This window comes from Mesorhizobium sp. WSM3879, assembly GCF_002294915.1.
Lineage (GTDB): Bacteria > Pseudomonadota > Alphaproteobacteria > Rhizobiales > Rhizobiaceae > Mesorhizobium.
This window is the reverse complement of sequence record NZ_NSFZ01000012.1, coordinates 82,730-108,712: the sequence shown is the minus strand read 5'-3', so window position 1 is coordinate 108,712 and position 25,983 is coordinate 82,730. Positions and strand designations below refer to the sequence as shown.

The window sequence follows — 25,983 nt, the reverse complement described above, 5'->3', positions numbered from 1 at the left end:
GATCAGCTCGAGCATTGGCCTGAAGCAACTCGACCCCCGCGCTTTCTCCGTTCAGGTGGCCCAGCTTTTGGCGAAGGCGTTGGTGAAGACGACCTCGCCATGGTCGCCGGCCGCCTCACCCAAGACCACGTCCATGTGATCATCGGTCACCCGCGCCAGCGCGAAGCCGCCCATGAAAGCCGCCTTCGGCTTGACGAGGTCGAGCCCGTCGCGCCGGTAGATCATCGGCACTGCGTGCTGATGGCCGTGGAAAATGGCGATCACATTATAACCCTTCAGCGTGGCGACAAGCGCCTGGCGGTCGGCGTCGCCCCACCAATGCGGGCGGCCGGCGCCGTCGTCGCCATAGGTGCGCTTCACTGGATCCCAGCGCTCGACCGAGAAGGTGTCCCAACCATAGTGCTGGAAGAGAATCACCGGACGGCCGTCGCCGGCATAGGTCGCCAGATCCTGCTTCAGCCATGGCAGGCTGCCTATCGCGTCATGGCCGGTGTCGCCGGCGAAGCGATGCGTCTGGACGAGGTGCAGGCCGCCCCAGTCCCAGGAATAGCAGTCGGTGTCGACATCGTAATTGGTCGCCGGCACCGGCGGCTTGAAGAAGACGCCGGGGCGATGGTTGACCTCGACATAGTCGCGCATCTCGCGACGGTACCAGTCGACATGGCGCGTCGGTCCATTCTGGTCGAGATCGTGATTGCCGAGCCCGACATAGACCGGAACATGCACGCGATCAGGGCCGATCCCTTGCTGGTAACGCTGGCTGAACTGCAGAAGCTGTGTGCCTTCGCTCGGCTCAGTGATCTGGCCGCCGCCGTCATCGGTGATGTCGCCGCCGGTGACGAGGCCGACCGGCGTGCCGATGCGTGTGCCGGCCGAGCGCAGGCCGGTGGCGGCGCCGCTGATCTCGGCCGGCCACTCTTTGTCGCCGATTGCGTTGAGCGCCGCCACATTGCGCAGCAATGCCGCGTCGGTCTTGCCCTCCTGCTCGCAATGCGGGCTGAGCCCGGTCGCCATCCGGCAGGCATGGATATCAGCGATGAACAGGAAGGTGGCGTCAATCGGCTGGATACGCTGGCCGGTCTGGGCGAAGCTGGTGTCCGGCAGGGCGCAGGTCGCGGCAAGGCCGGCCGCCCGGGCCAAGAGATCGCGCCGGGACAAGGATGCTGAGGATCGGCGATTCATCATCGCGCCATTGGAACATTTTCACTGCCGGATCGTCCAGATTGGCGCCTCTTTTCAAGCATTGGTTGAATTCGTCAAGGGCACTTGGGTCGACAGCGCAGAGAGGGTCTGTCATTCCTTCCAGAACACATTTCCAGGGGAGAAGGCATGAAACCCGTGACGACCTGTGTGGCCCTCGCCATGCTTGCCCTCGCCGGCACCGCCGAGGCGGCCGACTGCGTGGACGCCAAATCCGCCAAGGCCGGCTTCGTGCTGGAGAAGCCCGGCATCCGCAGCGAGTTCCGGCCGGCGCCGGGCGGCATGGTCGCGGTCGCCAACAACTACCAGTCGCAATCGCCGCAGACGCAATATCTCTACGCCGGGCTGATCGAGATTTTCCGCGATAGCGACACGGGCCGGCTGTCAATGATCCCGCTCGGCGACCTCAAAAAGCTCTTCCCGCTGAAGGCCGGTGCCAAGAGCAAGACCGAGTTCGTGCGGCTTTCGGCGAAGAAGGCGCCGAAGGGCACCGAAACACTGGCTTTAAGCGTCAAGGGCAAGGACACCTACAAGCTGGGCGACTGCAAATACACGGTGCTGACGGTGAAAGAGACGCTGACCGGCGATTCCGGCACGGTGATCGACAGCTTCACCGCGCTCTATTCGCCCGACCTGCAAGCGGTGCTGGCGCGGCGCTACGACGAGGGGACGAGCGCGCAGAGCGAAGTGGGGTTCGAGACGATCAAGCCGCTGAGGGAGTGAAGGCTGCCTTTCAGTCAGGGACTTAAGATGATCCTCATACCGGCATCAGCGGATTGCCTGCTGCCGCACCACCCTGCGGCGTCGTCTGGCGGGCGAACCGTTCTGTGATGGCGGGGGCTCGACCCGCTCCAAACCCTCCAGGCACTGCCGCAACACACCGGCATCCTGCGCGGTCTTGGCCATCGACATGGCGCCGGAGTAAGCCGCCACCGTCAGCGCGGCAAAGCGGTCGGGATCGGTCCCACCTTCCCCGCCGGCCTCCTGATCGGCGCGCACCTTGTCGGCGATCGCCCGCCGCCAGCCGGCGAAGATTTCGGCCAACGCAATACGGAAATCGGGATCGGCGAGCGACAGTTCATGCGCCAGATTGTTGAGCGGGCAGCCGCGCACATAGCCCTGCTGCTCGAGCGCGGCCGCTACCGCCTCAAACACGGCGCGCACGCCCTTGCGCGCCGAAGGCGCCGCCCGCACCGGCTCGATCCAGGTCTCCTCAACCGCGGCCGCCACCCGCTCCTCGATCACCGCCAGCGCCAGCGCCTTCTTGGTCGGGAAGTGGTGGTGCAGCGCGCCGCCGGTGACGCCGGCCGCCGCCATCAGGTCGCCGAGGCTCGAGGCGTGATAGCCGCGCGCCTGGAAGCAATCTTCCGCCACGTCGAGCACGCGCCGCCGCATGCCCTGCGGATCGTTGGTGCGCTTCTTGCGCATCGCCACCTCCACCTTTCCCCGTGGAAAGTATCAGATTGACAAAACAGGACAACCGGTCTGTTTATAAACAGGATGAACACCCTGTTTTCGAGAGTCTAGCCATGAACAGACCTTCCCGCCTTGCGTCGCCGATCGTGGAGCTCAGGCAATACACATTGAAACCCGGCCAGCGCGAAACGCTTATCGCGCTGTTCGACCGGGAGTTCATCGAGAGCCAGGAAGCCGTGGGCATGACCGTCATCGGCCAGTTCCGCGACCTCGACCGCCCCGACATGTTCGTCTGGCTGCGCGGCTTCGCCGACATGGAGGCCAGGAGGAAAGCGCTCACCGCCTTCTATGACGGCCCGGTGTGGGCCGAGCATCGCAACGCCGCCAATGCGACGATGATCGATTCCGACGATGTGCTGTTGCTCAAGCCCGCGTGGCCGGATGCGGGCTTCGACCTGTCGGGACCGAAACGGCGTACAGCCAGCCAAGCCGAAAACGGAAGCCGAGAGCCTCACTTAGACGGCATTGTTGAGATTTCGATTCATCATTTGCGCCACGGCATGGAAACCGGATTCGCCGAGCGTTTCCGGGCGAAAATGGTTCCGCAACTGACGGCGAACGGTGCCCGGCTGCTCGGCGCCTTTGTCAGCGAGCATGCCGAAAACACTTTTTCGCGGCTGCCGGTGCGAGCCGGCGAAAATGTCTTCATCGTCGTCGTTGGTTTCGGCGACGCCCATGCGAACTATCGGAACGACCTTGGCGCTTCCCCGGCATGGCAGGCGGTTCGCCAAACCATGCAGGCTGCTTCGACGAAGCCGGCAGAGATGTTGCGCCTCACGCCTACGGCCCGATCGCTGTTGCGGTAGTCACTCGGCTGGCAGCACGTCGGCTATTGCCTTGGCGACGAAGGCCGGGTCTTCCCAATGCGGGTTGTGGCCGCAGTCCTGCGCCCAGACGAGACGTGACCCGGCAAGCGCCTCGGCCAAAGCCTCCTGGTGCGCTTCGCCAAAAAGCGGATCGCGCCCGCCGGCAATGATCAACGTCCGGACCCGCACGTCCGGCGCCGCCGCGGTCAGATCCGTGCGGCGGATTTCTTCGAGAATGGCGCGCCAGCGCGCCGCCGGCATCGCCGACGCGTCCGCCGCCAGGCCGGCAAGAAGGGCCCGCGGCACGCCGGACCCGCAGGCGTGCCACCAATCGTAGAACGGATCGGTCGGCGAGATCGGGTCGCGCAGTTCCGCCACGCCGGCAACCAATGGATGGTCCGGCGCGAAATCTGTCTTCAGCGCCCCGGCCAGGATGACCAGCCCGCCGACCAGTTCGGGATGCCGCGCGGCCACCTGCATGGCGACCATGCCACCCAGCGAATGGCCGAGAACGACCGGCCGGGCGAGCCGCAGGTTGCGGATCAGCCCGGCGACATCGTCGGCGAAATCGGCGATGCCAAAGCCCCTGCCCGCCTGTGAGGCGCCATGGCCGCGCAGGTCCGGCATGATCAGCCGCCGCGCGGAAAGATGCGGCGCCAGCAACGAGAAACTGCGGCTGGTGTCGGTGAAGCCGTGCACCAGGACGAGCGGCGGTTCCGAGCCGGCGACCTCGACATAGGCGAGGTCGAGGCCACCGACATCGACGAATCGCTTGCGGCCGGCCCAGGCGTCCTGCTCGCCCCCCTGTCCCGACAGATCCAATGCCGCGGGCCTCACAGTCCAAGCTTTTCCTTGACCGCGGCGAGGCCGGGCTTGCCGTCGAAGGTGGTGACGCCGGCAAGCCAGGCGTCGACACGATCCTTGTTGAGCGTGATCGACTTAAGCGCCGCTTCCTCCGGCTTCATGCCGTCATTGATGAGGTAGCCCATGCCGACATTTTCCAGATCGATGTCGAAGGCAAGGTTCTTCAGGAACTGCGCCACGTTCGGGCACTCCTGCAGGAATCCCTTGCGCACCTGGGTCGTCACCGTCGCGGCGCCGAAATTCGGGCCGAAGAACTTGTCGCCGCCGGTCAGGTACTTGAAGTCGTACATCGTGTTCATCGGATGCGGCGCCCAGCCCTGGAAGACGATGAACTGCTTCTCCTTGATCTCGTAGCCGACCTCCGAGAGCATGCCGGCTTCGCTCGATTCGACCACCTGCCAGCCGTCGAGCTGGAACTGAGGATCGGCGATGGCATCCATCATCAGCTGGTTCGAGCCGGGCTCGATACCGTACATCTTCTTCCCGAACTTGTCGGCGAATTTGTGCAGGTCGGAAAGGTCCTTGACGCCGGCTTCCCAGACGTAGGTCGGCACGGCGAAGGTGTATTTGGCGCCGACCAGATTGACCCGCACATTCTCGATCGAGCCGTCCTTCTTGTACGGCTCGTAATAAGTGACCATGGCCGGATCCCAGTAGCCGAGGAACAGGTCGAGGTCTTTGTTCTTCATGCCTTCGTAGATGACGTTGATGCCAAGCACGTCGCTCTGCGGCTCATAGCCGAGCGCCTGGAGCAGGACCTTGGCCACGCCCGTCGTGAAGGCGAGATCGTTCCAGCCGGGCTCGGCCATTCGCACCACCCTGCATTCCTCCGCCTCGGCCGCCTGAACGGTTTGAGCGGCCACCATCAAGGCAGCGAGACAGACGCCATTCGCAAGCAAGCGCACCATTCCGGTTCTCCTCTGTTGACCCTTTGGTCATGTTGTTGTCCCATCGGTCAATGATTGATCTGAGCGGGCGAAAATGTCAACATGGATTCGCAAACATGGATCTCTCCGGTGAAGCTCACACGTCTCAGCGACATACGCCGCAAGGAGTTGCGGCAAGCGGCCTTTGCGGTGCTCGAGCGCGAGGGCATTGCAGGCGCCACCTTGGAAAAGGTCGCGGCCCAGGCCGGCGCCTCGAAGGGCATCGTGCTGCACTATTTCCGCAACAAGCAGGAATTGTTCGAGCACGCGATGCGCGAGGCCAATGCCGTGCTGTGCAACGCGGTGGTGGCGCGGCTCAAGCGCGCGCGAACGCCGATGGAGCGGCTGGACGCGGTGATCGAGGGCAATTTCGAGGAGCATTTGTTCCTGCCGCCGCTCTGTCACGCCTGGCTGTCGCTCTGCGCCGAGGTGCCGCGCGACGAGAAGCTGGCGCGCATCCAGCGAGTGATCCACGCGCGCATGCGCTCGAACCTGTTGTCCGGCCTGCGCGGCCTCGCATCGCCGGAGTTGGCCGCGGAGATCGTACTCGGCGTCACCGCTCTGATCGACGGGCTGTGGCTCAGGCTTGGCCTGCAGCCGGGCAGCGTCTCGCGCGCGCAGGCGGTCCGCCAGGTCAAGGACTATGTCGCGGGGCGGCTCGCGCTGCGCCAGCCCGCGGCCATCGGCCTGGCGGCCGGATAACAGAGTCTACTCTCCGAGCTCATCCTCCAGGTTGCGGAACCCGAGCGCCTCGACTTCCACCAGGATCTGCTCGCGGATCCAGCGATGCGGCGCCTCGTCGTCATGGCGGGCGTGCCAGTACATCCTGACCGCCGGCGAGGGAATCGAGATTGGCGCCTGGTAGATGCCGAGCGGCAAGGATTTCGCCGCCACCGCCGCGAACTGCATTGGAACGGCCGCCAGATAGGGTCCGCTCGCCACGGCCAGCGCGACCGCCTGGAAATGCGGCAAGGCAAGCGTGACCCGGCGCGTCCGGCCCATCTTCCCCAGCGCGTCATCGGTGAACCCCGACATCGAGCCGTCGATGGAGCGCAGCGCGTGCGGCAGCTTGCAGAAGAGATCGAGCGGCACCTGCTCGCCTTCGGCAATGCCGGCCCGATTGAGCGCTGCATTGCCCTTCGCCGCGATGACGGCGAAGGGCGAGCCGAACAGCGGCAGACTGGAAACCCATTCGGCGACTTCCAAGGGACGCTCCAGCGCCACGTCGATTTGGTCCTCCTGCAACAGTTTCGAGACGTCGCCGATGGCGCTGTCGAGGAAGCGGAACGACACTGATGGCGCCACCGCCGCGATGCGCGCGGCAAAGCGCGGCATCAGGAGCATGGAAAAGAAATCCGCGCCCATGAAGGTGAAGGTCCGCTCCAGCCTGGCCGGATCGAAGTCCTTCGCCGGCTGGAAAGCACGCTCGATCTCGCGCAGCGCGGCACGCACAGGCTCGGCCAGGCTTTCGGCGCGGGGCGTCGGCACCATGTCGTTGCCGCGCCGCACGAAGAGCTGGTCGTTGAGCGTATGCCGCAGGCGGTTGAGCGCGGCACTCACCGCAGGCTGGCTGAGGCCGATCTGCTCGCCGGCGCGCGTCACGCTTTTCTCGCGCAAAAGCGCGTCGAGCACCCTCACCAGGTTGAGATCGAGCGCGTTCAAATTCATCGCATCAATTCAGCCCATATGATCATTCGATTTCCATCGCCGACGCGTCGCTGGTTAGTTCGCGTCGACGCCGCTTCGCCGGCCCAACGCAAGGCAAAGACATCATGACGACAATGATCAACCGGACCATCGCAGGCAAGGAACTCCTTTGGTTCAACAACACGCTCGTCGCCATCCAGGTCTCTTCGGCCGACGGAGAGGACGGCATCTGCGTCATCGAGCATCGCCTGCCCTATGGCGATTCCCCGCCGCTGCATGTGCACCGCAACGAGGACGAGGTGTTTCACATCCTCGAAGGACAAATGCGTTTCCAGATCAACGGCCATGAGCGGGTCGTGGGCGCGGGCGAAACCGTCATCGCGCCGAAAGGCCTGCCGCATACATACAGGGTCGAATCTCCGCAAGGCGCGCATACGCTCACCGTCACGCGCGGCTCGGATTTCGAGACGATGGTGCGCCTGGTGAGCCGCCCCGCCGAACGGCCGGACCTGCCGCAGCCGGGGGCGCCGACGCCCGAGATGATGGCGACGCTGACGAGACTCTGCGCCGAGAACGGCATCGACATTGTTGGACCGCCGATGGAGGGCTGATCTGGCCCACAAGGGGGGAGATCGGCAGCCCCCTTCAACCGATTTGCATCTTCCTCGCCCGCAATCTCCGCTTGAAGGGTTTTGTGCAACGCGATACGCCCTTGCGCAAATCGACAGACCGGAGATTTCCCGTGAGCGCTGAGAAGACCAGAACCGAAACCGATACATTCGGTCCCATCGAGGTCGCGGCCGACCGCTACTGGGGCGCGCAGGCGCAGCGTTCGCTCGGCAATTTCAAGATCGGTTGGGAAAAGCAGCCGGCCTCGATCGTGCGCGCACTGGGCATCGTCAAGCGCGCCGCGGCCGAAGTGAACATGGAGATGAAACGGCTGGATCCAGCCATCGGCAAGGCAATCGTGGACGCCGCGCAGGAAGTGATCGACGGCAAGCTCGACGACCATTTCCCGCTCGTGGTCTGGCAGACCGGTTCGGGCACGCAGTCCAACATGAATGCCAATGAAGTGATCTCCAACCGGGCCATCGAGATGCTCGGCGGCGTGATGGGCTCGAAGAAGCCCGTGCACCCGAATGACCACGTCAATATGAGCCAGTCGTCGAACGACACCTATCCGACGGCCATGCATGTCGCCTGCGCCGAGCGGGTCGCGCATCACCTGATCCCGGCGCTACACCATTTGCACAAAGCGCTCGACGCCAAGGCCCGCGCCTTCAACCACATCATCAAGATCGGCCGCACCCACACGCAGGACGCCACACCCCTTACGCTCGGCCAGGAATTCTCCGGCTACGCCGCGCAGGTCGCGTCGTCGATCAAGCGCATCGAGCAGACGCTGCCCGGCCTGCAGGAACTGGCGCAGGGCGGCACCGCGGTCGGCACCGGGCTCAACGCGCCGGTTGGCTTTGCGGAAAAGGTGGCGGACCGGATCGCTGCCATCACCGGCATCGCCTTCGTGACGGCGCCGAACAAGTTCGAGGCGCTCGCAGCACACGATTCCATGGTGTTCTCGCACGGCGCGATCAACGCGGCGGCGGCGGCGCTCTTCAAGATCGCCAACGACATCCGCCTGCTCGGTTCAGGCCCGCGCTCGGGCCTCGGCGAGCTGTCGCTGCCGGAGAACGAGCCGGGCTCGTCGATCATGCCGGGCAAGGTCAACCCGACGCAGTGCGAGGCGCTGACGCAGGTCTGCGTGCAGGTGTTCGGCAACAATGCCGCGCTAACCTTCGCCGGCAGCCAGGGCCATTTCGAGCTCAACGTCTACAACCCGCTGATGGCCTATAATTTCCTGCAGTCGGTGCAGCTGCTTGCCGACGCTTCCGTATCCTTCACCGACAATTGCGTCGTCGGCATCGAGGCGCGGGAAGACAACATCAAGGCGGCGCTGGAGCGCTCGCTGATGCTGGTGACGGCGCTCGCCCCCACCATCGGCTACGACAACGCCGCCAAGATCGCCAAGACCGCGCACAAGAACGGCACCACGCTGCGCGAGGAAGCCTTGGCCACCGGGCTGGTCAGCGAGGCCGACTACGACCGGCTGGTGCGGCCCGAGGACATGACGCATCCGGGGTAGTTCTCGCGGCGCGGACAGGCCAAAGGGGTCGTCGTTCCAGGGCGAAGACGACCCGATCGGGCGTTTCGGCTAGCCTCCGAGGTCTGCTACTGCCGCCCCCACCGATGGCCTGGCTATTTTGCGGCGGCACAATTTACTCGTTAACCCCAATCCGCCGACACGATTTTCGCGCGCGTCCGCCGGTCACCGAAACATACTGCCTGTGAACAATGTGTCGCCGCATCGGCGGCTTTGGTGAACAGTCTTCGTCGTCTATCTGACTGGGCATTCAACACGATTCGGAGACTCGCCAATGTCCATCAACACTTCCGCCGCCGGTACCAGCATCGCGTCCAACAGTGCCACCACCATCCTGCTCGGCCGTATCCTGCTCGCCGTAATCTTCCTGCTTTCCGGCTTCGGCAAGCTTACCGCCATTTCCGGCACCGCCGGCTATTTCGGCGCCCTCGGCCTGCCGCTTCCGACCGTGACGGCCGTCGTGGTCGGCCTCATCGAGCTGCTCGGCGGCCTTGCCATTCTTGTCGGGTTCCAGACGCGGATCGCCGCCTGGTTGCTCGCCATCTTCACGATCGCTACCGGCCTGGTTGCTCACACCGGCTGGGCCGACCAGATGCAGATGATCCAGTTTCTCAAGAACCTCGCCATCACCGGCGGCTTCATCCTGCTCGCCTCCTCCGGCGCCGGCGCCTATTCGATCGACGCCAAGCGCGGCTGATCTCCTTCCCCTCCCAAGCTGAAACTTTGGCGGCGCGGAATTTTCCGCGCCGCTTTTTCGTTTTCTCGAGTGCAGGCGTACACTGCACCTAGAGCCGGTGCATTCCCGGGTACCGGCAAGGGAGGTGGGCCATGAACCGCAACGCGTTGCTTCTCGCCTCGCGGCTCCTGCTTGCCGCGCTGTTCGTGCCCTCGGGCTTCCAGGTGCTGACCAACATATCCGGCACGATCAATTACTTCACCGGCCTCGGCCTGCCGCTACCGACCCTGGCGGCCTGGGGCACCGGCCTGTTCGAGCTGATCGCCGGACTTTTGATCCTGGTCGGTTTTCAGACGCGGATCGCGGCGCTGCTGCTTGCCGCCTTCACTATCGTGGCCGGCTTCATCGGCCATTTCGGCCAGGGCGGCGAGGATGCGACTTTGGCCTTCATGCACCGGCAGATGCTGATGAAGGACATTGCCATTGCGGGGGGCTTCCTGGCGCTTGCCATGGCCGGCGCCGGCGCATGGTCGGCCGACGGACGCCCTTTCGGCGTCGGTGCCGAGATCACCTGAGCCGTCACTTGACGGAAATGCTCGGCCCGCCCTCGACCGCCAGCACCAGCCGGCGGTTGGTGATGCGCGCCAGCTGCGCCAGCCGCCCGGCAGGTCGTTCGCCATAGAGGTCGGCAAGCGACGCCGGCAGCACCAGCGCAAGCGCACCGTTGCCGCGGCTTTCCCATTTCAGCCGCGGCATGACCCCGGGCATCGCCGCCGTCAGCAGGTAGACGACGCGCATCATTGCCGCCAGCGCACGGGCGCGCTCGAGCATGCGCGGCGGCGCCAGGGTCTTGATCTCGGGCGCGATCGCATCGTTGAAGATGCCGTCATGGCGATAGGCGTTGGTCAGGGCCAGATAGGCGCGGCCAGGATGGTCGACGCCGATAAAGGACGCATGCGCGATGATGTTGAGCGACTGCCGGCCGCGATATTCGGGATGCGCCCGCCAGCCGATATCGGCAAGCAGGCAGGCGGCGTGGCGGTAGCGCGCCTCATCCACCGTCTCGTCGATGCCGAAGGCCTTGAAAGCCTTGTCCGTCCATTCGACGAGGTCATGCGCGTGATGGACCGAGCGCGAGCGCAGAAGCGCCAGTTCCTCCGCCGCGGAGATCAGCGGATCGGCCTTCTGCTCGGCGGCGTCGAGCAGCGAATAGAGGAAGCCTTCGCGCACGCCCTGCGCCGAGACGACGATCTTCGAGGGCTGCATTGCCGCCATGATTTCCTGCAGCACGACCGCACCGTAAGGCAGCAGCGAGCGGCGGTTCTTGGAGACGCCTTCGATGCCCTTGACCTTTTCGACCTCGCCCTTGGCCACCTGCCTTAGGAAGTTCAGGGCGCTGTCGGCGGCGATCTCGTAATGATGCATGACGCCGAGCGGGTAGTTGGTCATCTCCATATGGAGCCGGGCGAGGTTTCGCCAGGTTCCGCCGACGGCGTAGAACACCCTGCCCTGCCCACCCTTCAAAAGCTTCGCCCGCGCCAGCTCCTGGCGCGCGATCTTCTGCGCCTGGACGAGAGAGTTCTTCGCCATGTCCTGCAGGCGCAGGCCGCCGAGCGGCAGCGTGATACCGTCGCCGATCGCCTCGCCGTTGATGTCGACGAGTTCCAGGCTGCCGCCGCCAAGGTCGCCGGCGATGCCGTTGGCCGGATAGAAGCCGGAAATGATGCCGAGCGCCGAATAATGCGCTTCCTGGCGGCCGGAAAGCACGCGGATCTCGGTCTTCAGCACATCCTCGGCGCGGTGGATGAAGTCCGGGCCGTTGACCGCCTCGCGCGCGGCCGCGGTCGCCAGCACATAGATGTGTTCGGCGCCGGCCTGATCCGAAAGCGCGCGAAAACGGCGGAACTCCTCCATCGATCGCGTCACCGCCTCGGGATCGAGCTTGCCCGTCGAAACGATGCCGCGGCCGAGGCCGGCCAGCATCTTTTCGTTGAACAGCATCGTCGGCGAGCGCGCCAGCCCTTCATAGACGACGAGGCGGATCGAGTTCGATCCGATGTCGATGATCGACAGCGGCCGCCGGTCCTGGAGCCGGCCCTGCGAGACTGAAATCACGCGGCGCCGTTCTTCTTGCGGCGCTTGAACTGGGCAATGCGCCTTGGCGCATGCGATTTCAGCGCGTCACCCCGTCCGGAAAGACTCGGATTGGTCATGAAATATTCCTGCGCGTTGAACGGTTCCTCGCCCTCCTCGAGCGCAGCGCGCCGGGAGGTGCCATCAGCCAATACGTCGAAACTTTGCTGATTGTCCATGATGTTGCCGAGCATGATCTGGCCAAGCACCTGTTCATGCACAGTCGGATTGGTGATCGGCACCAGGGTCTCGACGCGGCGGTCGAGATTGCGCGGCATGATATCGGCCGAGGAGATGTAGACGATCGCTTCGTCGGACGGCAGACCGTGGCCGTTGCCGAAGCAGTAGATGCGGCTGTGCTCGAGGAAGCGCCCGACGATCGACTTCACTCTGATGTTCTCGGAAAGACCCGGCACCTGCGGCCTCAGGCAGCAGATGCCGCGCACGACGAGATCGATCTCGACGCCGGCGCGGCTGGCGTCATAGAGAGCATCGATGACGGTCGGATCGACGAGCGCGTTCATCTTCATCCAGATACGGGCCGGCCTGCCCTCGAGCGCATGGGCGATCTCCTCGGCGATGTGCCGCAGGATGCGGTCGCGCAGCGTGAACGGCGACACCGCAAGACGCATCTCCTCGGCAGGCTCGGCGTAGCCGGTGATGAAATTGAAGATCTGCGCGACATCGCGCGCGATCGTCGGGTCGGTGGTGAAGAAGGACAGATCGGTGTAGATGCGGGCGGTGACCGGATGATAGTTGCCGGTGCCGAGATGCACGTAATTGCGCAGCCGGCCGTCCTCGCGGCGGACCACCAGCGACATCTTGGCGTGTGTCTTCAACTCCAGGAAGCCGAACACGACCTGGACGCCGGCGCGCTCGAGGTCGCGCGCCCAGCGGATATTGGCCTCTTCATCGAAGCGCGCCTTGAGCTCGACGAGCGCCGTCACCGACTTGCCAGCCTCCGCCGCGTCGATCAACGCCCGCACGATCGGGCTGTCGTTCGAGGTGCGGTAGAGCGTCTGCTTGATGGCGACGACTTCCGGATCGGCCGCCGCTTGGCGCAGGAACTGCACCACGACGTCGAAGGATTCGTAGGGGTGGTGGACGATGATGTCCTTCTCGCGGATCGCGGCCAGGCAGTCGCCGCCATGCTCGCGGATGCGCTCGGGAAAGCGCGGGTTGTAGGGCGTGAATTTGAGGTCGTCGCGCGGGATGGCGACGATCTCGGAGATCTGGTTGAGCGCCAGCGGCCCGGTGAGCACGCTGATGCGGCTCGACGACACTCCGAGCTCGCCGGCGACGAAGTCGCGCAACTCGGCCGGCATCAGCGTGTCGAATTCGATGCGGATGACGGAGCCGCGGCGGCGGCGCTTCAGCGCCGTCTCGAACAGGCGAACGAGGTCTTCCGATTCCTCCTCCACCTCGATATCGCTGTCGCGGATGATGCGGAACGTGCCCGAGCCCTTGACCTCGTATCCAGGGAAGAGCTTGCCGATATAGAGGCCGACCGCTTCTTCCAGCGGGATGAAGCGGACATGATGCTTGCGGTCGGGCAGACGGATGAAACGCCGTAGCGCCACCGGCAAGCGCAAGAGCGCGCTCATCTCTTCGCCGTTCTTGCGGTGGCGCAGCTGCAGCGCCATCGAGAAACCGAGATTGGGGATGAACGGGAACGGGTGCGCCGGGTCGATCGACAGCGGCGTCAGCACCGGGAAAACCTGATCCTGGAAATGCTCCTCCAGCCACGCCTTCTCGTCCTTGGTCAGGCCATCGCGGGGGATGCTTTCGATGCCTTCCTTGTTGAGCAGCTCCATCAGGGCCGACAGGCTCTTCTGCTGGTCTTCCTGCAGGCGCTCGACCTCGCGCAGCAATTGCTCCAACTGCTGCTCGGGCGTGCGGCCGTCCGGGCTCTTCAACGCGATGCCCTCGCGCACCTGACCGGCGAGGCCGGCCACGCGCACCATGAAGAACTCGTCGAGATTTGCGGCCGAGATCGACAGGAAGCGGACGCGCTCGAGCAGCGGGTGATGCTCGTTCAGCGATTCCTCGAGCACCCGACGGTTGAACTGCAGCCAGGAAAACTCGCGGTTGACGAAACGGTCTGGATTGCCGCCGTCCGGGCTCGCCGCCTCGACGGTGATGAACTCGCTCTGCACCGGCTTCAGTTCGTTCATGGTTCCTGCTCTTGGCCACAAGGTCGTTCTATGAGCGCCATACGCCGCCGGACGCGCTATGCACGCTCTAACACGCTTTTATGACGCATGATGTCACGGAATCGCTTCGTTTCCGGCCTCATGCGCTTAACCGGCTCAACTTATCCTCTGCCAGGCTTTTGCGACAGTTTCATTTCATCGATCTTGCAAACCGGCCGGTTATGATCCAGATGCAAACGGGCCGAACTGAAGGAGACGACGATGGCAGGCGGTACCATTCCCCATTTCCAGAACGACGCGGGCCATCCGGCGATCGATATCGGCGTCAAGGAATTCATGTGCACCGGCGCCAACCCGCCTTTCGACCATCCGCATGTATTCCTCGACATGGGCGACGACAATGAAAAGGTCTGCCCTTACTGCTCGACGCTCTACCGCTATTCGCCGAAGCTGAAGGCGACGGAAACCGAGCCTGCCGGCTGCCTCTATATCGACCAGGCCGCCTGATCGCGGATCTGGGTGACCGCTAGACCATGGAGGAGGCGCGGTCCCGGCAGGTCGTCATCGCCGGGGCCGGAATCGCCGGACTGACGGCAGCTCTTGCCTTTGCCGAACACGGCCATGCCGTCACGGTGCTGGAACAGGCCAGCCAGCTCGAAGCGGTGGGCGCCGGCATCCAGCTTTCCCCCAACGCCACCCGTATGCTCAGCCGGCTCGGCGCGCTCGACCGGTTGCGGCTGAGCGCGATCCGCCCGGAAGCGGTGGTGCTGAAGGACGCCGCCAACTTGCGGGAACTGGCGCGCGTGCCGCTCGGCCAGACCGGCGAAGAGCGCTGGGGCGCGCCCTATCTGGTGGCGCACCGCGCCGACCTGCAGGCCGCGCTGGCGGCGCGCATGGCAGAGCATCCCGAGATCCAACTCGTCACCGGCGCGCGGGTGACGGACGTCGCTGTTCAGCCGCAAAACATCGCCGTCACCGCCGAAACGGATGGCGGCAGCATCGAGGCCGCCGGCGGCCTGCTGATCGGCGCCGACGGCGTCTGGTCGTCGGTTCGCACGGTGCTTGCGGGTCGAGAGCCGGCTTTCGGGAAGAACCGCTTCTCGGGCGAGCTGGCCTGGCGCGCAACGATTGCAGCGACAAGCACCGCCGGCCAGGCTTTTGCGGCGATCGCCGCCGGCGACTGCATCACCGCCTTCCTCCATCCCGGCTTCCATATGGTCGCCTATCCGGTGAGCAAAGGCAGCGACTTCAACCTCGCCGCTTTCACCAAGGGCGAGCGCATCGCCGAAGGCTGGTCCGGCCATGCCGATCCCGCCATTCTCGCCAGCGCCATGCGCGGCACGTCGCCCGCGCTGGCAAGGCTTGTCGCGCTTGCCGGGCCATGGACGGCGTTTCCGATCCACACCGTCGAGCAGGCGCGCTGGACGATGCCGCAGGGCGTCGCCCTGATCGGAGACGCGGCGCACGCCATGACCCCGTTCGCGGCGCAGGGCGCGGCGATGGCGATCGAGGATGCCGCGACGCTCGCCGATGTGATCGCCGACTTCGCCGGCGAGCCGCGGCAGAACCTCACCACATGGGAAAATCGCAGGCGGCCGCGCATCGAGAAGGTGCTCAGACGCGGCGCGCTCAACCGCCTGGCCTGGCACGCCTGGGGCCCGGTTGCGATCGCGCGCAACCTGGTGCTGGCGACGCGCCCGGCGGAGAAGCTCGCGGGAGATTTGGACTGGCTCTATGGCTGGGAGGAGCGGAACAGGCGGTGAGGCGTTCGCTGCAGCGGTGTCCTGCACGACCGCCAATGCTACCGCGCCTCGACAACTATGGAAGGCGAGACCGGCAGCGCGCTTCACCAACCGGTCGCTCAAAAGCCCGGCCGTTGGCGGCCGGGCTTCTCGAATTGGCGTCAGAAGCTCAGTGCAGGATCTGCGACAGGAACAGTTTCGTGCGCTCATGGCGCGGATTATCGAAGAACTCGGCCGGCGTGTTCTGCTCTACGATCTGGCCCTGATCCATGAAGATCACCCGGTTGGCGACCTTGCGGGCAAAGCCCATCTCGTGGGTGACGCACAGCATGGTCATGCCTTCCTCGGCAAGGCCAACCATCGTCTCCAGCACTTCCTTGATCATTTCAGGGTCGAGCGCCGAGGTCGGCTCGTCGAACAGCATGATGCGCGGGTTCATGCAGAGCGAGCGGGCGATCGCCACGCGCTGCTGCTGGCCGCCGGAAAGCTGTCCAGGATATTTGTTGGCCTGTTCTGGGATCTTGACGCGCTTCAGGAAATGCATGGCGATTTCCTCGGCCTGCTTCTTCGGCGTCTTGCGCACCCAGATTGGCGCCAGCGTGCAGTTCTCCAGGATTGTCAGATGCGGGAACAGGTTGAAGTGCTGGAACACCATGCCGACCTCGCGGCGCACCTCGTCGATCTTCTTCAGATCGTTGGTGAGTTCCTTGCCGTCGACGATGATCTTGCCCTTCTGGTGCTCTTCCAAGCGGTTGATGCAGCGGATCATGGTCGACTTGCCGGAGCCGGACGGACCGCAGATGACAATGCGCTCGCCGCGCATCACCTTGAGGTTGATGTCCTTCAGCACATGGAACTCGCCATACCATTTGTGCATGCCGACGATGTCGATGGCGACATCTGTCGTCGAGATGTGCATCTTCTTGGCATCGACCTTGAGGTCTTCCGCGCTGACGGCGTTTTCGGTGGCCATGGCCAATTCCCCTTTTTATCGTTTGTAGCCGGTGTCCAGCCGGCGCTCGGTGTACATTGAATAGCGCGACATGCCGAAGCAGAACAGCCAGAACACGAAGGCGGCGAAGATCAGGCCGGACTTCGGGGTCTGCGGCGTCGCCCAGTTGGGATCGGAGAAATTCTGCTTCACCACGCCGAGCAGGTCGAACATCGAGATGATGAGCACCAGGCTGGTATCCTTGAACATGCCGATGAAGGTGTTGACGATGCCGGGAATGACCAGCTTCAGCGCCTGCGGCAGCACGATCAAGCCCATCTTCTGCCAATAGCCGAGGCCGAGCGAATCGGCGCCCTCATACTGGCCCTTCGGGATCGCCTGGAGGCCGCCGCGCACCACTTCCGCCATATAGGCGGCGGCAAACAGCGACACGCCGATCAGCGCCCTGAGGTACTTGTCGAAGGTAACGCCCTCGGGAAGGAAAAGCGGCAGCATGACGCTGGCGAAGAACAGCACGGTGATCAGCGGAATGCCGCGCACCGTCTCGATGAAGACGACGCAAAGCCATTTGACGATCGGCATCTGGGAGCGACGGCCGAGCGCCAGAGCGATGCCCAGGGGCAGCGACACGGCCATACCAACGAAGGAGAGGCTGAGCGTCACCAGCAGCCCACCCCAGCGCGAGGTCTCGACATGCGGCAGGCCGAACACGCCGCCGACCAAAAGGAAGTGGGCGACGACCGGCAGCACGAGGAAGAGCAGGATGGCGTTCAGCCCCTTGCGCGGCACGCGCGGGATCAGCATCGGCACCAGCAACACCACGAACAGGATGGCGACCAGGATAGGCCGCCAGCGTTCCTCGATGTGATAGGTGCCGAACATGAACTGGCCGAACTTGGCGTTGACGAAAGCCCAGCAGGCGCCGGTCCAGCCGTCGGGCTGGATGCCGCCTTGCGAGACGGTGGCGCAGACCGTGCGGTCCGGCCCGGTCCACACTGCGTTTATGAACGCCCAGTTGATGACCTGCGGCAGGATCCAGGCGACTATGGCGATGCCGAGGATGGTCAGGATAGTGTCGCCAACCGAGGCGGTCAGGTTCTTGCGCACCCAGGCATAGGCGCCGCGCTCGCCAGGAGGCGCCGGCTGCGCCAGCGTCATCTCGGTGCGCACCCAGGACATGTCGTGTTCCTGCATGGCTCTACCTCTCCACCAGCGCCATTCTGGCGTTCACCACGTTCATCACCGCAGAGGTGACGAGGCTCAGCACCAGATAGGCGATCATCATGAGAAACACGCCCTCGACCGCCTGGCCGGTCTGGTTGAGCACCGTGCCGGCGGTGGCCGTCAGATCGGGGTAGCCGATGGCGATCGCCAGCGAAGAGTTCTTGGTGAGGTTCAGATACTGGCTGGTAAGCGGCGGGATGACGATGCGCATCGCCTGCGGGATCACCACTAGGCGCAGGATCGGCCCGGAACGCAGGCCGAGTGCGGCCGCCGCTTCGCTCTGGCCTTTGCTGACACCCTTGATGCCGGCGCGCACGATCTCGGCGATGAAGGCGGCCGTGTAGAAGGAAAGCGCCAGCAGGAGCGACAGGAACTCAGGCTTGATCTGAAATCCGCCTGTCAGATTGAAGGTCGACTGCTTCGGGAAGTCGAAGGTAAGCGGCATGCCGGCGAGCAGGAAGGCGAGCACGGGCAGGCCGACGATCAGGCCGACCGAGGTCCAGAACACCGGAAATTGCTGGCCGGTGGCCATCTGCCGCTGGCGCGCCCGGTGCGCGACAAACCACGCCATGGCGAGCGCCACGACGAAAGCGACCAGAACCAGCCAGGAGCCGTCGCCCCAGACACCGCGCGGAAAATAGAAGCCGCGCTGGTTGAGGAAGGAGCCGAACGGCAGGTGATAGCTCTCGCGCGGCGGCGGCAGCACCGCGAGCACGCCCGAATACCAGAAGAAGATGACCAGCAGCGGCGGGATATTGCGGAAGATCTCGACATAGACCGTGCAGATCTTACGGATCAGCCAATTTTGCGATAGCCGGCCGATGCCAATGATGAAGCCGACTATGGTGGCCAGGACAATGCCGGCGGCGGCAACGATGATTGTGTTGAGCAGGCCGACGATGAGCGCACGGCCATAGGTTGCGTCCGACGTGTAGGCAATCGGCGTGTCGGAGATATCGAAACCGGCCCTGTTCCTGAGGAACTGGAAGCCTGAGGCGATGTGAAGGCGCTGGAGGTTCTCGATGACGTTGTTGACGATCCACCAGATCGAAACGAACAGAAGAATTACGACCAGCGTCTGAAAGAACAGGGCGCGTATTTTCGGGTCATTGATGAAGGAGCCGCGACCCGGCTCCTGCCGAAGGATTTCCTGCGAAGCCATAGACGATCCCCTGAAAAGAGAAACCGGGAGGCAGACGACCTGCCTCCCGGATCACATTTCAATCAGCGAACCGGCGGACCATATTGCAGGCCGCCCTTCGTCCACAGAGCGTTGATGCCGCGCGCGATCTTGAGCGGGCTGCCCGAGCCGACATTGCGCTCAAACATTTCACCGTAGTTGCCGACCGCCTTGATGATGTTGACAACCCAGTCGTTGGAGAGGCCGAGATCGGCGCCGTACTTGCCATCGGGCTCAGTGCCAAGGAGGCGCTGTATGTTCGGATCGGTCGACGACTTCATCTCCTCGACATTGGCCTGCGTGATGCCGGCTTCCTCGGCGTTGAGCAGCGCGAAATACGTCCACCGCGCGATATGGGCCCATTGATCGTCGCCCTGGCGCACGGCCGGACCGAGCGGTTCCTTGGAGATGATCTCGGGCAGCACGACGTGGTCGGCGGGCGAAGAGAGCGTCAGGCGGATGCCGTAGAGGCCGGACTGGTCGGTGGTGTAGGCGTCGCAGCGGCCGGAATCATAGGCGGCGTTGACCTCTTCCAGCTTCTCGAACACGACGGGGTTGTACTCCATCTTGTTCTTCTTGAAGTAGTCGGCGAGGTTGAGCTCCGTGGTGGTGCCGCTCTGCACGCAGACCGCGGCGCCCGAAAGCTGCAGCGCGGAGTTCACGCCCGGCAGCTTCTTGGCGTTGATCATGAAGCCCTGGCCGTCATAATAGGTGACGCCGACAAAATCGAGGCCGAGCGCGCTGTCGCGGTTGCTCGTCCAGGTGGTGTTGCGCGAGAGGATATCAATCTCGCCCGACTGCAGGGCGGTGAAACGCTCCTTGGCGCTGAGCGGCGTGAACTTGACCTTGGAGCCGTCACCGAAGACGGCGGCCGCGACGGCGCGGCAGAAATCCGCATCGATGCCCTTCCAGTCGCCCTTGTCGTCCGGCGCCGAGAAGCCGGCGAGGCCGGTCGAGACGCCGCACTGGATGAAGCCCTTCTGCTTGACGGTGTCGAGCGTGCCGGCCGAAGCGGCGGACGCCATGAGCCCGAGCGCGGCGGCGCCAAGCATGCCCAATGCAATGTGTTTCATGACCCACAGACCCTTTTCTGTTACAGGCGCCCCTAATTGCAGGCGACGCTTGATCTTTTTTCGTTTGTGAATGCAGCTCCCACGTAGGCCCGCTCCCGGACCCGCATCGTTTCGCCGATGCACTGCCTCCCATTCACGAAACGCATCGAAGGCGATTATTCCTGTGAGGTCAAGGGAAATGACCGAATTGCGACACGTTTGAAAACCGATTGCTGCAAATCACCGAATTGCAGCCAAAAGCGCTCGCAAATTGGTCAAGAGCTGCAGCCGGGACCGGCAAGTCCGGCGCCATCGAAATTTTGGCCGTTACCTGAACTCCCGCCTCTTACTACTTGTTGGCGCCAATGGAAGGACTGGCGTGATTCGTAGCGAAGAAAGGCGCGCCGGGCTGCCTCCGGCGCATCGTCGCCGGAGGCCTGCAAGGGGCACGAAAGGTGAGCCGGCGACCTCTCATTTGGCCCATCCAAACACCATCGCTTGGCGGGTTCGCAGCGGTTGCGCGACCAGTTCCACCGCTCTATGGCTGAGCTCCTGACACACTACGACGAGCGACGAACTATGGGCGACGAGCGACGAACTATGGCGACAGACGGCAGCAACATCGGCATCAACACGCGGCTTGCCCATTCCGGCAATAACCCGCGCGACTATTTCGGCTTCGTCAATCCGCCGGTCGTGCATGCCTCGACGGTGCTTTACCCCGACGCCGCCTCGATGGCCTCGCGAAGCCAGAAATACACCTACGGCACGCGCGGCACACCGACGATGGATGCGCTCACGCTCGCCGTCGATGCGCTGGAAGGCTCGGCCGGCACGATCGCCGTGCCGTCGGGACTGGCTGCGGTGACGATTCCCCTGCTCACCTTCGTCTCGGCCGGCGACCATGTTTTGATCGTCGATTCGGTCTATCACCCGACGCGGAATTTCGCCGATACCATGCTGAAGCGGCTCGGTATCGAAGTCGAATATTACGATCCGCGCATCGGCGCCGGGATTGCTTCGCTGATCAAGCCCAACACCAAGGTGGTGTTCACCGAGTCGCCGGGATCGAACACCTATGAGGTGCAGGACATTCCGGCTATCGCCCAGGCGGCGCATGCGGCAAATGCCATCGTCATGATGGACAACACCTGGGCGACGCCGCTCTACTTCAAGCCGCTCGACCACGGCGTCGACATCTCGATCCATGCGGCAACCAAATACCCGGCCGGCCATTCGGACGTGCTGCTCGGCCTGGTCTCGGCCAATGAGGCTTGCTGGAAGCAGCTCTATGAAGGGTTCTGCACGCTGGGCTGCTGTTCGGGCCCGGACGACATCTATCAGACGCTGCGCGGCCTGCGCACCATGGGGGTGAGGCTGGAGCAGCACCAGAAGAGCGCGCTCGAAATCGCGCGCTGGCTGGAGGAGCAACCGGGCGTGGCGCAGGTGCTGCATCCGGCGCTGCCGAGTCATCCCGACCACGCGCTCTGGAAGCGCGATTTCTGCGGCTCGAGCGGCGTCTTTTCGATCGTTCTGAATGGCGGCCGACAGAAGGCGCAGCACGCCTTCCTCGACGCGCTGACCATCTTCGGCCTCGGCTACTCCTGGGGCGGCTATGAGAGCCTTGCCGTGCCGGTCTTTCTGGGGGACCGCACCATCGCCAAGGGCTCCTATGCCGGGCCGCTGATCCGCCTGCAGATCGGGCTGGAAGACGTCGAGGACCTCAAGGCCGACCTTCAGCGCGGCCTCGCCGCCGCGGCCGAGGCCTGAGCGACGGGCTAGAGCCGGTGCCAAACTGAATCCGCGGACGGCCGTAAGACCTTGGCGCGATTGAGAAAGCCGAGGCCGCTGGCAGCATGTCGCAGGCGATCCGCGCTGCAATAATATTCTCTCCAGCCGCGAATATACGGATTGGTTTGGCTTCCAAATCCGTGGCTTCGGCGGCATTGCGGGCAGCGCAAATTCCACCATTCGACAGTTCAAGCCATTCGACCTGGGGCTGCCATGGCGTTCCGCCTCTTCGTTCCGATCCTTGCCGGCGCGACGCTGCGCGAGCGGCTGCTTGCCTGCATCGGCGCGACCATCGGCATCGCGCTGACCGGCGTGATCAGCGGGCTCGCCATGGGCAACGGACCGCATGTGGCGATGCTGGTGGCGCCGATGGGCGCGTCCGCCGTGCTGCTCTTTGCCGTGCCGTCGAGCCCGCTGGCGCAGCCCTGGTCGATTATCGGCGGCAACATGATCTCCGCGCTGGTCGGCGTGACGGTGGCGCATTTCGTGCACAACCCGGTGATCGCCTCCGGGCTGGCGGTGGCGCTGGCGATCGCAGCCATGTCTTTCACGCGCTCGCTGCATCCGCCGGGCGGTGCGGCAGCCCTCACCGGCGTGCTTGGCGGGCCGGCCGTGATCAGCGCCGGCTTCCTGTTTCCCTTCGTGCCGGTAGCGCTTAACTCGATCATATTGGTGACGCTCGGTTTCCTGTTCCACAAGCTGTCGCGGCGCAACTATCCGCATGTGCCTCAGCCTGCCGCCAACAGCCACGGCACAGCCGACCGGCCGCCGGCGGAGCGCGTCGGCTTCCGGGCCGAGGATGTCGATGCCGCCCTGGCGGCACTCGACGAGACCTTCGACATCGACCGTGACGACATCGAAAGGCTGCTGCGCCAGGTCGAGCTGCAGGCGATGGTGCGCGCGCATCGGACGCTGCTCTGCCGGGACATCATGTCCCGCGACGTGATCTCGATGTCGGAGAACGCCACCGGCGACGAGGCGCGCAAGCAGCTTCTCGACCACAATATCCGCACCCTGCCGGTGGTCGACGCCGAGGCGAGGCTGGTCGGCGCCGTCGGCCTGCGCGAACTGACGCAAGCGACCGACACCGTGAAGGGCGTGATGTCGAAGGCCGGCACGGCCTCGCCCGAGACGCCGGCGATGAGCCTGCTGCCGCTGCTGACCGACGGGCGCAGCCATGCGGTGGTGATCGTCGACGCCGGACGGCATATTCTCGGACTCATCACCCAGACCGATCTGCTTGCCGCCGCCGCCCGCGCGCAGGCTGCAGACAGGCCGCCGCTGAAAGCTGTAGCATAGCGCGCGACCGGATCGGGAAAATCCGGGAACCTTTTGCCGGCAGGCGCGTCCAATTGCCCGGATGCAACGCCTGTTGGGAGATCGGGGCGCGATGATGAAGTCAGCAAGTCAGGCCGCCGCGGCTTCGGCGGCGGAGGCCGGCGAGATGGCGTTGGTGCGCCGGGCCCTGGCACGGGACCCGGGCGCCTTTCGCTTGATCATCAAGACGCACAACCAGCGGCTCTACCGCATCGCGCGCGGCGTGGTGCGCAACGACGCCGAGGCCGAGGACATCGTGCAGGAAGCCTATATGCGCGCCTTCGCCAGCCTCGACAGCTTCCGCGGCGATGCCTCGCTCTCGACCTGGCTGTCGCGCATCGTCATCAACGAGGCACTCGGCCGGCTGCGCAAGAAAAAGCGCATCGTGGCGATGCCTGAAAACCCTGACGCGCAGATCATCCAGTTTCCTTTGAATCCAAGCGACTTGAACCCTGGCGACGATCCGGAGCGGACAATGGCGCAGCGGCAAATCCTCGGGCTTGTCGAGCGGGCGACCGACAGCCTTCCCTATGTCTATCGCACGGTCTTCGTCGCCCGCGTCATCGAGGGATTGAGCATCGAGGAAACCGCCGACCTGCTCGGCATCAGGCCGGAAACGGTGAAGACAAGGCTGCACCGGGCGCGTGCCTTGGTGCGCAAGGCGCTGGACGACGAGATCGGCCCGGTGCTGCTCGACGCTTTTCCTTTCGCCGGCCGGCGCTGCGAACGGCTGACGCGGGCGGTGATGAAGAGGCTGGGGTTCGAGGGCTGAGGCGCGTTCAGAGTCGCGAAGCCGCGTTGAGGATAGGCATCGCCGCCATCGCCTCGTCATCCTGGGCGTAGCAGGAGCAAAGCGACGCGCGCAGACCCTAAGATGACGAAGTGATGAGTATGTGTCCCGCGACTTTTCCCGGGAACGTTTCGCCCTCTCCCGCATCCAATGGCAGTCAACCCAGGATGAAGCCCGGTGCCTCTGTGCCGGGCGAAGGAGATGCCATGTTTATCCGACCGACCGCAGCCCTCGCAGCCTTCCTCCTCGTCAGCGCAGCGCCGCTGGCTGAGGCCGCCGAGAAGCCGACCGACCCGCAGATCGCCCATATCGCCTACACGGCTGGCGTGCTCGACATCGAGGCGGCGAAGCTGGCGATCCAGAAGTCGAAAACCAAGGAGGTCGTCGACTTTGCCAAGGATATGGAGCGCGACCACGACGCGGTGAACAAGCAGGCTCTCGACCTGGCGAAGAAGCTGAAGGTGAAGCCGGAAGACAACGCCACCAGCCAGGCGCTGACCAAGGCGGCGAAGGAAGAGCGCGCCAAGCTGGCAAAGCTCGAGGGCACTGCCTTCGACAAGGCCTATATCGAGAACGAGGTCGCCTATCACAAGCAGGTCAACGGCGCGCTCGAAACCCTGCTCATTCCTTCGGCCAGCAATGCCGAGCTGAAGAGCCTGCTCGAGACCGGGCTGAAAATCTTCCAGGGACATGAGCAGCATGCCGAGCATGTCGCCGGCACGCTCAAATGAGGGCGGGCGCGTTATCGCTGCTCGGCTCGCTGGCGCTGGCGCTTGTCGCGCCGCCGGCGCTCGCCGCCACCATCGAGGTGACCATCGACAGGCTGGTCTACTCGCCGGCGAGCGTCGAGGCCAAGGTCGGCGACACGATCGAGTGGGTGAACAAGGACGTCATCGCCCACACCGCGACAGTGAAGGGCGGCTGGGAGGTGATGATCCCGCCGAAATCGAAAGGCAGGATCACGCTCAAGCAAGCGGGAGCGGTCGACTATTTCTGCCGCTTCCACCCCAACATGAAGGGTCGCCTCAACGCGGCGCCCTAATCCGCCGCGGGATCGCGCCGAAGCGAGGCGCGCCGTGCCTCGCTGAGCCGGGTGACGTGCGTCCATGAGCCGTCATAGATGGGCTGGCGCCGCTCGATCCAGGCGCTGAGCCCTTCGCCGAGGTCGGCGGTCGGGGCCATGCGGGCGAACTGCTCGGCCTCGACCAGCAAGCCCTCGGCGATGCTAAGGTTGATGCCGCGCGCCACCGCGGTGAGGATGCCAGCCACCGCCGCCTGCGAATGGCGGATGATGCGGTTCGCAAGATCGAGCGCGGCCGGCATCAGCTCCTCATGCGGCACGACTTTGTTGACCAGCCCGAGTTCCAGCGCCCGCGCGGGCGAGAAAGGCTCGCCGGTAAGCAGCAGTTCGAGCGCGCGTTTGCGCCCGGCAAGCCTCGGCAGGCGCTGCGTGCCGCCGAAGGTCGGCGGCGTGGCGAGTTTTATTTCCGGCTTGGCGAACAGGGCGCGGTCGCTGGCGACCGCCAGCGGCACCGCCTCGGTGATCTCGCAGCCACCGCCGAAGGCAAGGCCGTTGACGGCGGCGATGACCGGCTTGCGGAACGCTTCCAGCCGCGCCGTCAGCCGCTGGCCGCGCATGACGAAATCGCGCAGCGCGACATCCCTGCCTTCGGCCACGCTCAACGCGAATTCGTGGATGTCGCCGCCGGCCGAGAAGGCGCGCTCCCCTGCCCCGGTGAGGATCACGGCACGCACGGCACCGTCGGTCTCTATCTTGTCGAGGATCGCCAGCAGGCGGTCGATAAGGCCGTAATTCAGGGCATTGAGCTTTTCGGGGCGGTTGAGCGTCAGCACCGCGACGCGGTCGCGGATGTCGCAAAGCACGGGCTCGGTCAT

Annotated in this window: 26 protein-coding genes; 14 read left to right on the top strand and 12 right to left on the bottom strand. The window is 64.6% G+C overall.

Annotated elements, in window-relative coordinates:
- Positions 1-51: 51 nt before the first annotated feature.
- Positions 52-1,185 (bottom strand): metallophosphoesterase, encoded by a 1,134-nt coding sequence (locus CK218_RS23820; protein WP_095829087.1) that lies wholly within the window; start codon positions 1,183-1,185, stop codon positions 52-54.
- Positions 1,186-1,329: 144 nt separating this feature from the next.
- Here CK218_RS23820 and CK218_RS23815 point away from each other — a divergent pair, with 144 nt between their 5' ends.
- Positions 1,330-1,923 (top strand): hypothetical protein, encoded by a 594-nt coding sequence (locus CK218_RS23815; RefSeq protein WP_067001119.1) that lies wholly within the window; start codon positions 1,330-1,332, stop codon positions 1,921-1,923.
- Between the two features lie 45 nt (positions 1,924-1,968).
- Here the strand turns inward: CK218_RS23815 and CK218_RS23810 are convergent, their stop codons facing one another.
- The gene (locus tag CK218_RS23810) at positions 1,969-2,628 is read right to left on the bottom strand and encodes a TetR/AcrR family transcriptional regulator (RefSeq protein WP_095829086.1); all 660 of its coding nucleotides are present in this window, start codon (positions 2,626-2,628) and stop codon (positions 1,969-1,971) included.
- Positions 2,629-2,663: 35 nt separating this feature from the next.
- On the opposite strand from CK218_RS23810, the gene CK218_RS23805 reads away from it, so the two are divergent.
- Entirely contained in the window at positions 2,664-3,482 is an 819-nt protein-coding gene (locus tag CK218_RS23805; protein ID WP_348628734.1) for an NIPSNAP family protein, read from the top strand.
- On the opposite strand, the gene CK218_RS23800 is transcribed toward CK218_RS23805, so the two are convergent.
- Entirely contained in the window at positions 3,483-4,319 is an 837-nt protein-coding gene (locus CK218_RS23800; RefSeq protein WP_095829084.1) for an alpha/beta hydrolase, read from the bottom strand.
- Positions 4,316-5,254, bottom strand: a complete 939-nt coding sequence (gene choX, locus CK218_RS23795) for a choline ABC transporter substrate-binding protein (protein WP_095829083.1) — start codon at positions 5,252-5,254, stop codon at positions 4,316-4,318. The genes CK218_RS23800 and choX overlap by 4 nt, the downstream gene beginning before the upstream one ends.
- 108 nt (positions 5,255-5,362) lie before the next feature.
- Here choX and betI point away from each other — a divergent pair, with 108 nt between their 5' ends.
- Complete coding sequence (gene betI / locus CK218_RS23790; protein ID WP_095778401.1) at positions 5,363-5,974, top strand: transcriptional regulator BetI; 612 nt, start codon at positions 5,363-5,365, stop codon at positions 5,972-5,974.
- Between the two features lie 6 nt (positions 5,975-5,980).
- On the opposite strand, the gene CK218_RS23785 is transcribed toward betI, so the two are convergent.
- Entirely contained in the window at positions 5,981-6,940 is a 960-nt protein-coding gene (locus CK218_RS23785) for a LysR family transcriptional regulator (RefSeq protein WP_095829082.1), read from the bottom strand.
- Between the two features lie 104 nt (positions 6,941-7,044).
- Between CK218_RS23785 and CK218_RS23780 the strand changes: the two genes are divergently transcribed.
- The 4 genes from CK218_RS23780 to CK218_RS23765 all read left to right on the top strand — a co-directional run bounded on the left by CK218_RS23780 (position 7,045) and on the right by CK218_RS23765 (position 10,328).
- Complete coding sequence (locus CK218_RS23780; RefSeq protein ID WP_348628733.1) at positions 7,045-7,530, top strand: cupin domain-containing protein; 486 nt, start codon at positions 7,045-7,047, stop codon at positions 7,528-7,530.
- Between the two features lie 131 nt (positions 7,531-7,661).
- Complete coding sequence (gene fumC, locus CK218_RS23775) at positions 7,662-9,059, top strand: class II fumarate hydratase (protein WP_095784094.1); 1,398 nt, start codon at positions 7,662-7,664, stop codon at positions 9,057-9,059.
- Between the two features lie 292 nt (positions 9,060-9,351).
- On the top strand, positions 9,352-9,774 hold the full coding sequence (locus tag CK218_RS23770; protein ID WP_067001137.1) for a DoxX family protein: 423 nt from the start codon (positions 9,352-9,354) through the stop codon (positions 9,772-9,774).
- A 131-nt stretch (positions 9,775-9,905) separates the two neighbouring features.
- Positions 9,906-10,328, top strand: coding sequence for a DoxX family protein (locus CK218_RS23765; RefSeq protein ID WP_095778337.1), 423 nt, complete (start codon positions 9,906-9,908; stop codon positions 10,326-10,328).
- 4 nt (positions 10,329-10,332) lie between these two features.
- Here CK218_RS23765 and ppx read toward each other — a convergent pair whose 3' ends face one another.
- Positions 10,333-11,868, bottom strand: coding sequence for an exopolyphosphatase (gene ppx, locus CK218_RS23760; RefSeq protein ID WP_095829080.1), 1,536 nt, complete (start codon positions 11,866-11,868; stop codon positions 10,333-10,335).
- On the bottom strand, positions 11,865-14,060 hold the full coding sequence (locus tag CK218_RS23755; RefSeq protein WP_066997167.1) for an RNA degradosome polyphosphate kinase: 2,196 nt from the start codon (positions 14,058-14,060) through the stop codon (positions 11,865-11,867). Before CK218_RS23755 ends, ppx begins: the two co-directional genes overlap by 4 nt.
- A gap of 240 nt (positions 14,061-14,300) precedes the next feature.
- Here CK218_RS23755 and CK218_RS23750 point away from each other — a divergent pair, with 240 nt between their 5' ends.
- Positions 14,301-14,546 (top strand): zinc-finger domain-containing protein, encoded by a 246-nt coding sequence (locus CK218_RS23750; protein ID WP_066997164.1) that lies wholly within the window; start codon positions 14,301-14,303, stop codon positions 14,544-14,546.
- Between the two features lie 26 nt (positions 14,547-14,572).
- Positions 14,573-15,802 carry an FAD-dependent monooxygenase gene (locus CK218_RS23745; RefSeq protein ID WP_095829079.1) on the top strand — a complete coding sequence of 410 codons (1,230 nt, stop codon included), beginning with the start codon at positions 14,573-14,575 and terminating at the stop codon, positions 15,800-15,802.
- A gap of 148 nt (positions 15,803-15,950) precedes the next feature.
- Here the strand turns inward: CK218_RS23745 and CK218_RS23740 are convergent, their stop codons facing one another.
- The 4 genes from CK218_RS23740 to CK218_RS23725 all read right to left on the bottom strand — a co-directional run bounded on the left by CK218_RS23740 (position 15,951) and on the right by CK218_RS23725 (position 20,210).
- Positions 15,951-16,754, bottom strand: a complete 804-nt coding sequence (locus CK218_RS23740; RefSeq protein WP_066997155.1) for an amino acid ABC transporter ATP-binding protein — start codon at positions 16,752-16,754, stop codon at positions 15,951-15,953.
- A gap of 15 nt (positions 16,755-16,769) precedes the next feature.
- A complete protein-coding gene (locus tag CK218_RS23735) occupies positions 16,770-17,927 on the bottom strand; it encodes an amino acid ABC transporter permease (protein WP_066997152.1) in 1,158 nt (385 codons plus the stop codon).
- Between the two features lie 4 nt (positions 17,928-17,931).
- Positions 17,932-19,119: an amino acid ABC transporter permease gene (locus tag CK218_RS23730; protein ID WP_095829078.1), complete on the bottom strand. Its 1,188-nt coding sequence runs from the start codon at positions 19,117-19,119 to the stop codon at positions 17,932-17,934.
- Between the two features lie 62 nt (positions 19,120-19,181).
- Positions 19,182-20,210 carry an amino acid ABC transporter substrate-binding protein gene (locus CK218_RS23725; RefSeq protein WP_066997146.1) on the bottom strand — a complete coding sequence of 343 codons (1,029 nt, stop codon included), beginning with the start codon at positions 20,208-20,210 and terminating at the stop codon, positions 19,182-19,184.
- Positions 20,211-20,789: 579 nt separating this feature from the next.
- Between CK218_RS23725 and CK218_RS23720 the strand changes: the two genes are divergently transcribed.
- The 5 genes from CK218_RS23720 to CK218_RS23700 all read left to right on the top strand — a co-directional run bounded on the left by CK218_RS23720 (position 20,790) and on the right by CK218_RS23700 (position 25,129).
- The gene (locus CK218_RS23720) at positions 20,790-21,959 is read left to right on the top strand and encodes a cystathionine beta-lyase (protein WP_095829077.1); all 1,170 of its coding nucleotides are present in this window, start codon (positions 20,790-20,792) and stop codon (positions 21,957-21,959) included.
- Positions 21,960-22,193: 234 nt separating this feature from the next.
- Entirely contained in the window at positions 22,194-23,279 is a 1,086-nt protein-coding gene (locus CK218_RS23715) for an HPP family protein (RefSeq protein ID WP_095829076.1), read from the top strand.
- A gap of 94 nt (positions 23,280-23,373) precedes the next feature.
- On the top strand, positions 23,374-24,069 hold the full coding sequence (locus tag CK218_RS23710) for an RNA polymerase sigma factor (RefSeq protein WP_095829124.1): 696 nt from the start codon (positions 23,374-23,376) through the stop codon (positions 24,067-24,069).
- Between the two features lie 224 nt (positions 24,070-24,293).
- A complete protein-coding gene (locus tag CK218_RS23705) occupies positions 24,294-24,818 on the top strand; it encodes a DUF4142 domain-containing protein (RefSeq protein WP_095829123.1) in 525 nt (174 codons plus the stop codon).
- The gene (locus tag CK218_RS23700) at positions 24,815-25,129 is read left to right on the top strand and encodes a cupredoxin family copper-binding protein (protein WP_066997135.1); all 315 of its coding nucleotides are present in this window, start codon (positions 24,815-24,817) and stop codon (positions 25,127-25,129) included. Before CK218_RS23705 ends, CK218_RS23700 begins: the two co-directional genes overlap by 4 nt.
- On the opposite strand, the gene CK218_RS23695 is transcribed toward CK218_RS23700, so the two are convergent.
- On the bottom strand, positions 25,126-25,983 hold the full coding sequence (locus tag CK218_RS23695; protein WP_095829075.1) for a crotonase/enoyl-CoA hydratase family protein: 858 nt from the start codon (positions 25,981-25,983) through the stop codon (positions 25,126-25,128). The genes CK218_RS23700 and CK218_RS23695 overlap by 4 nt on opposite strands.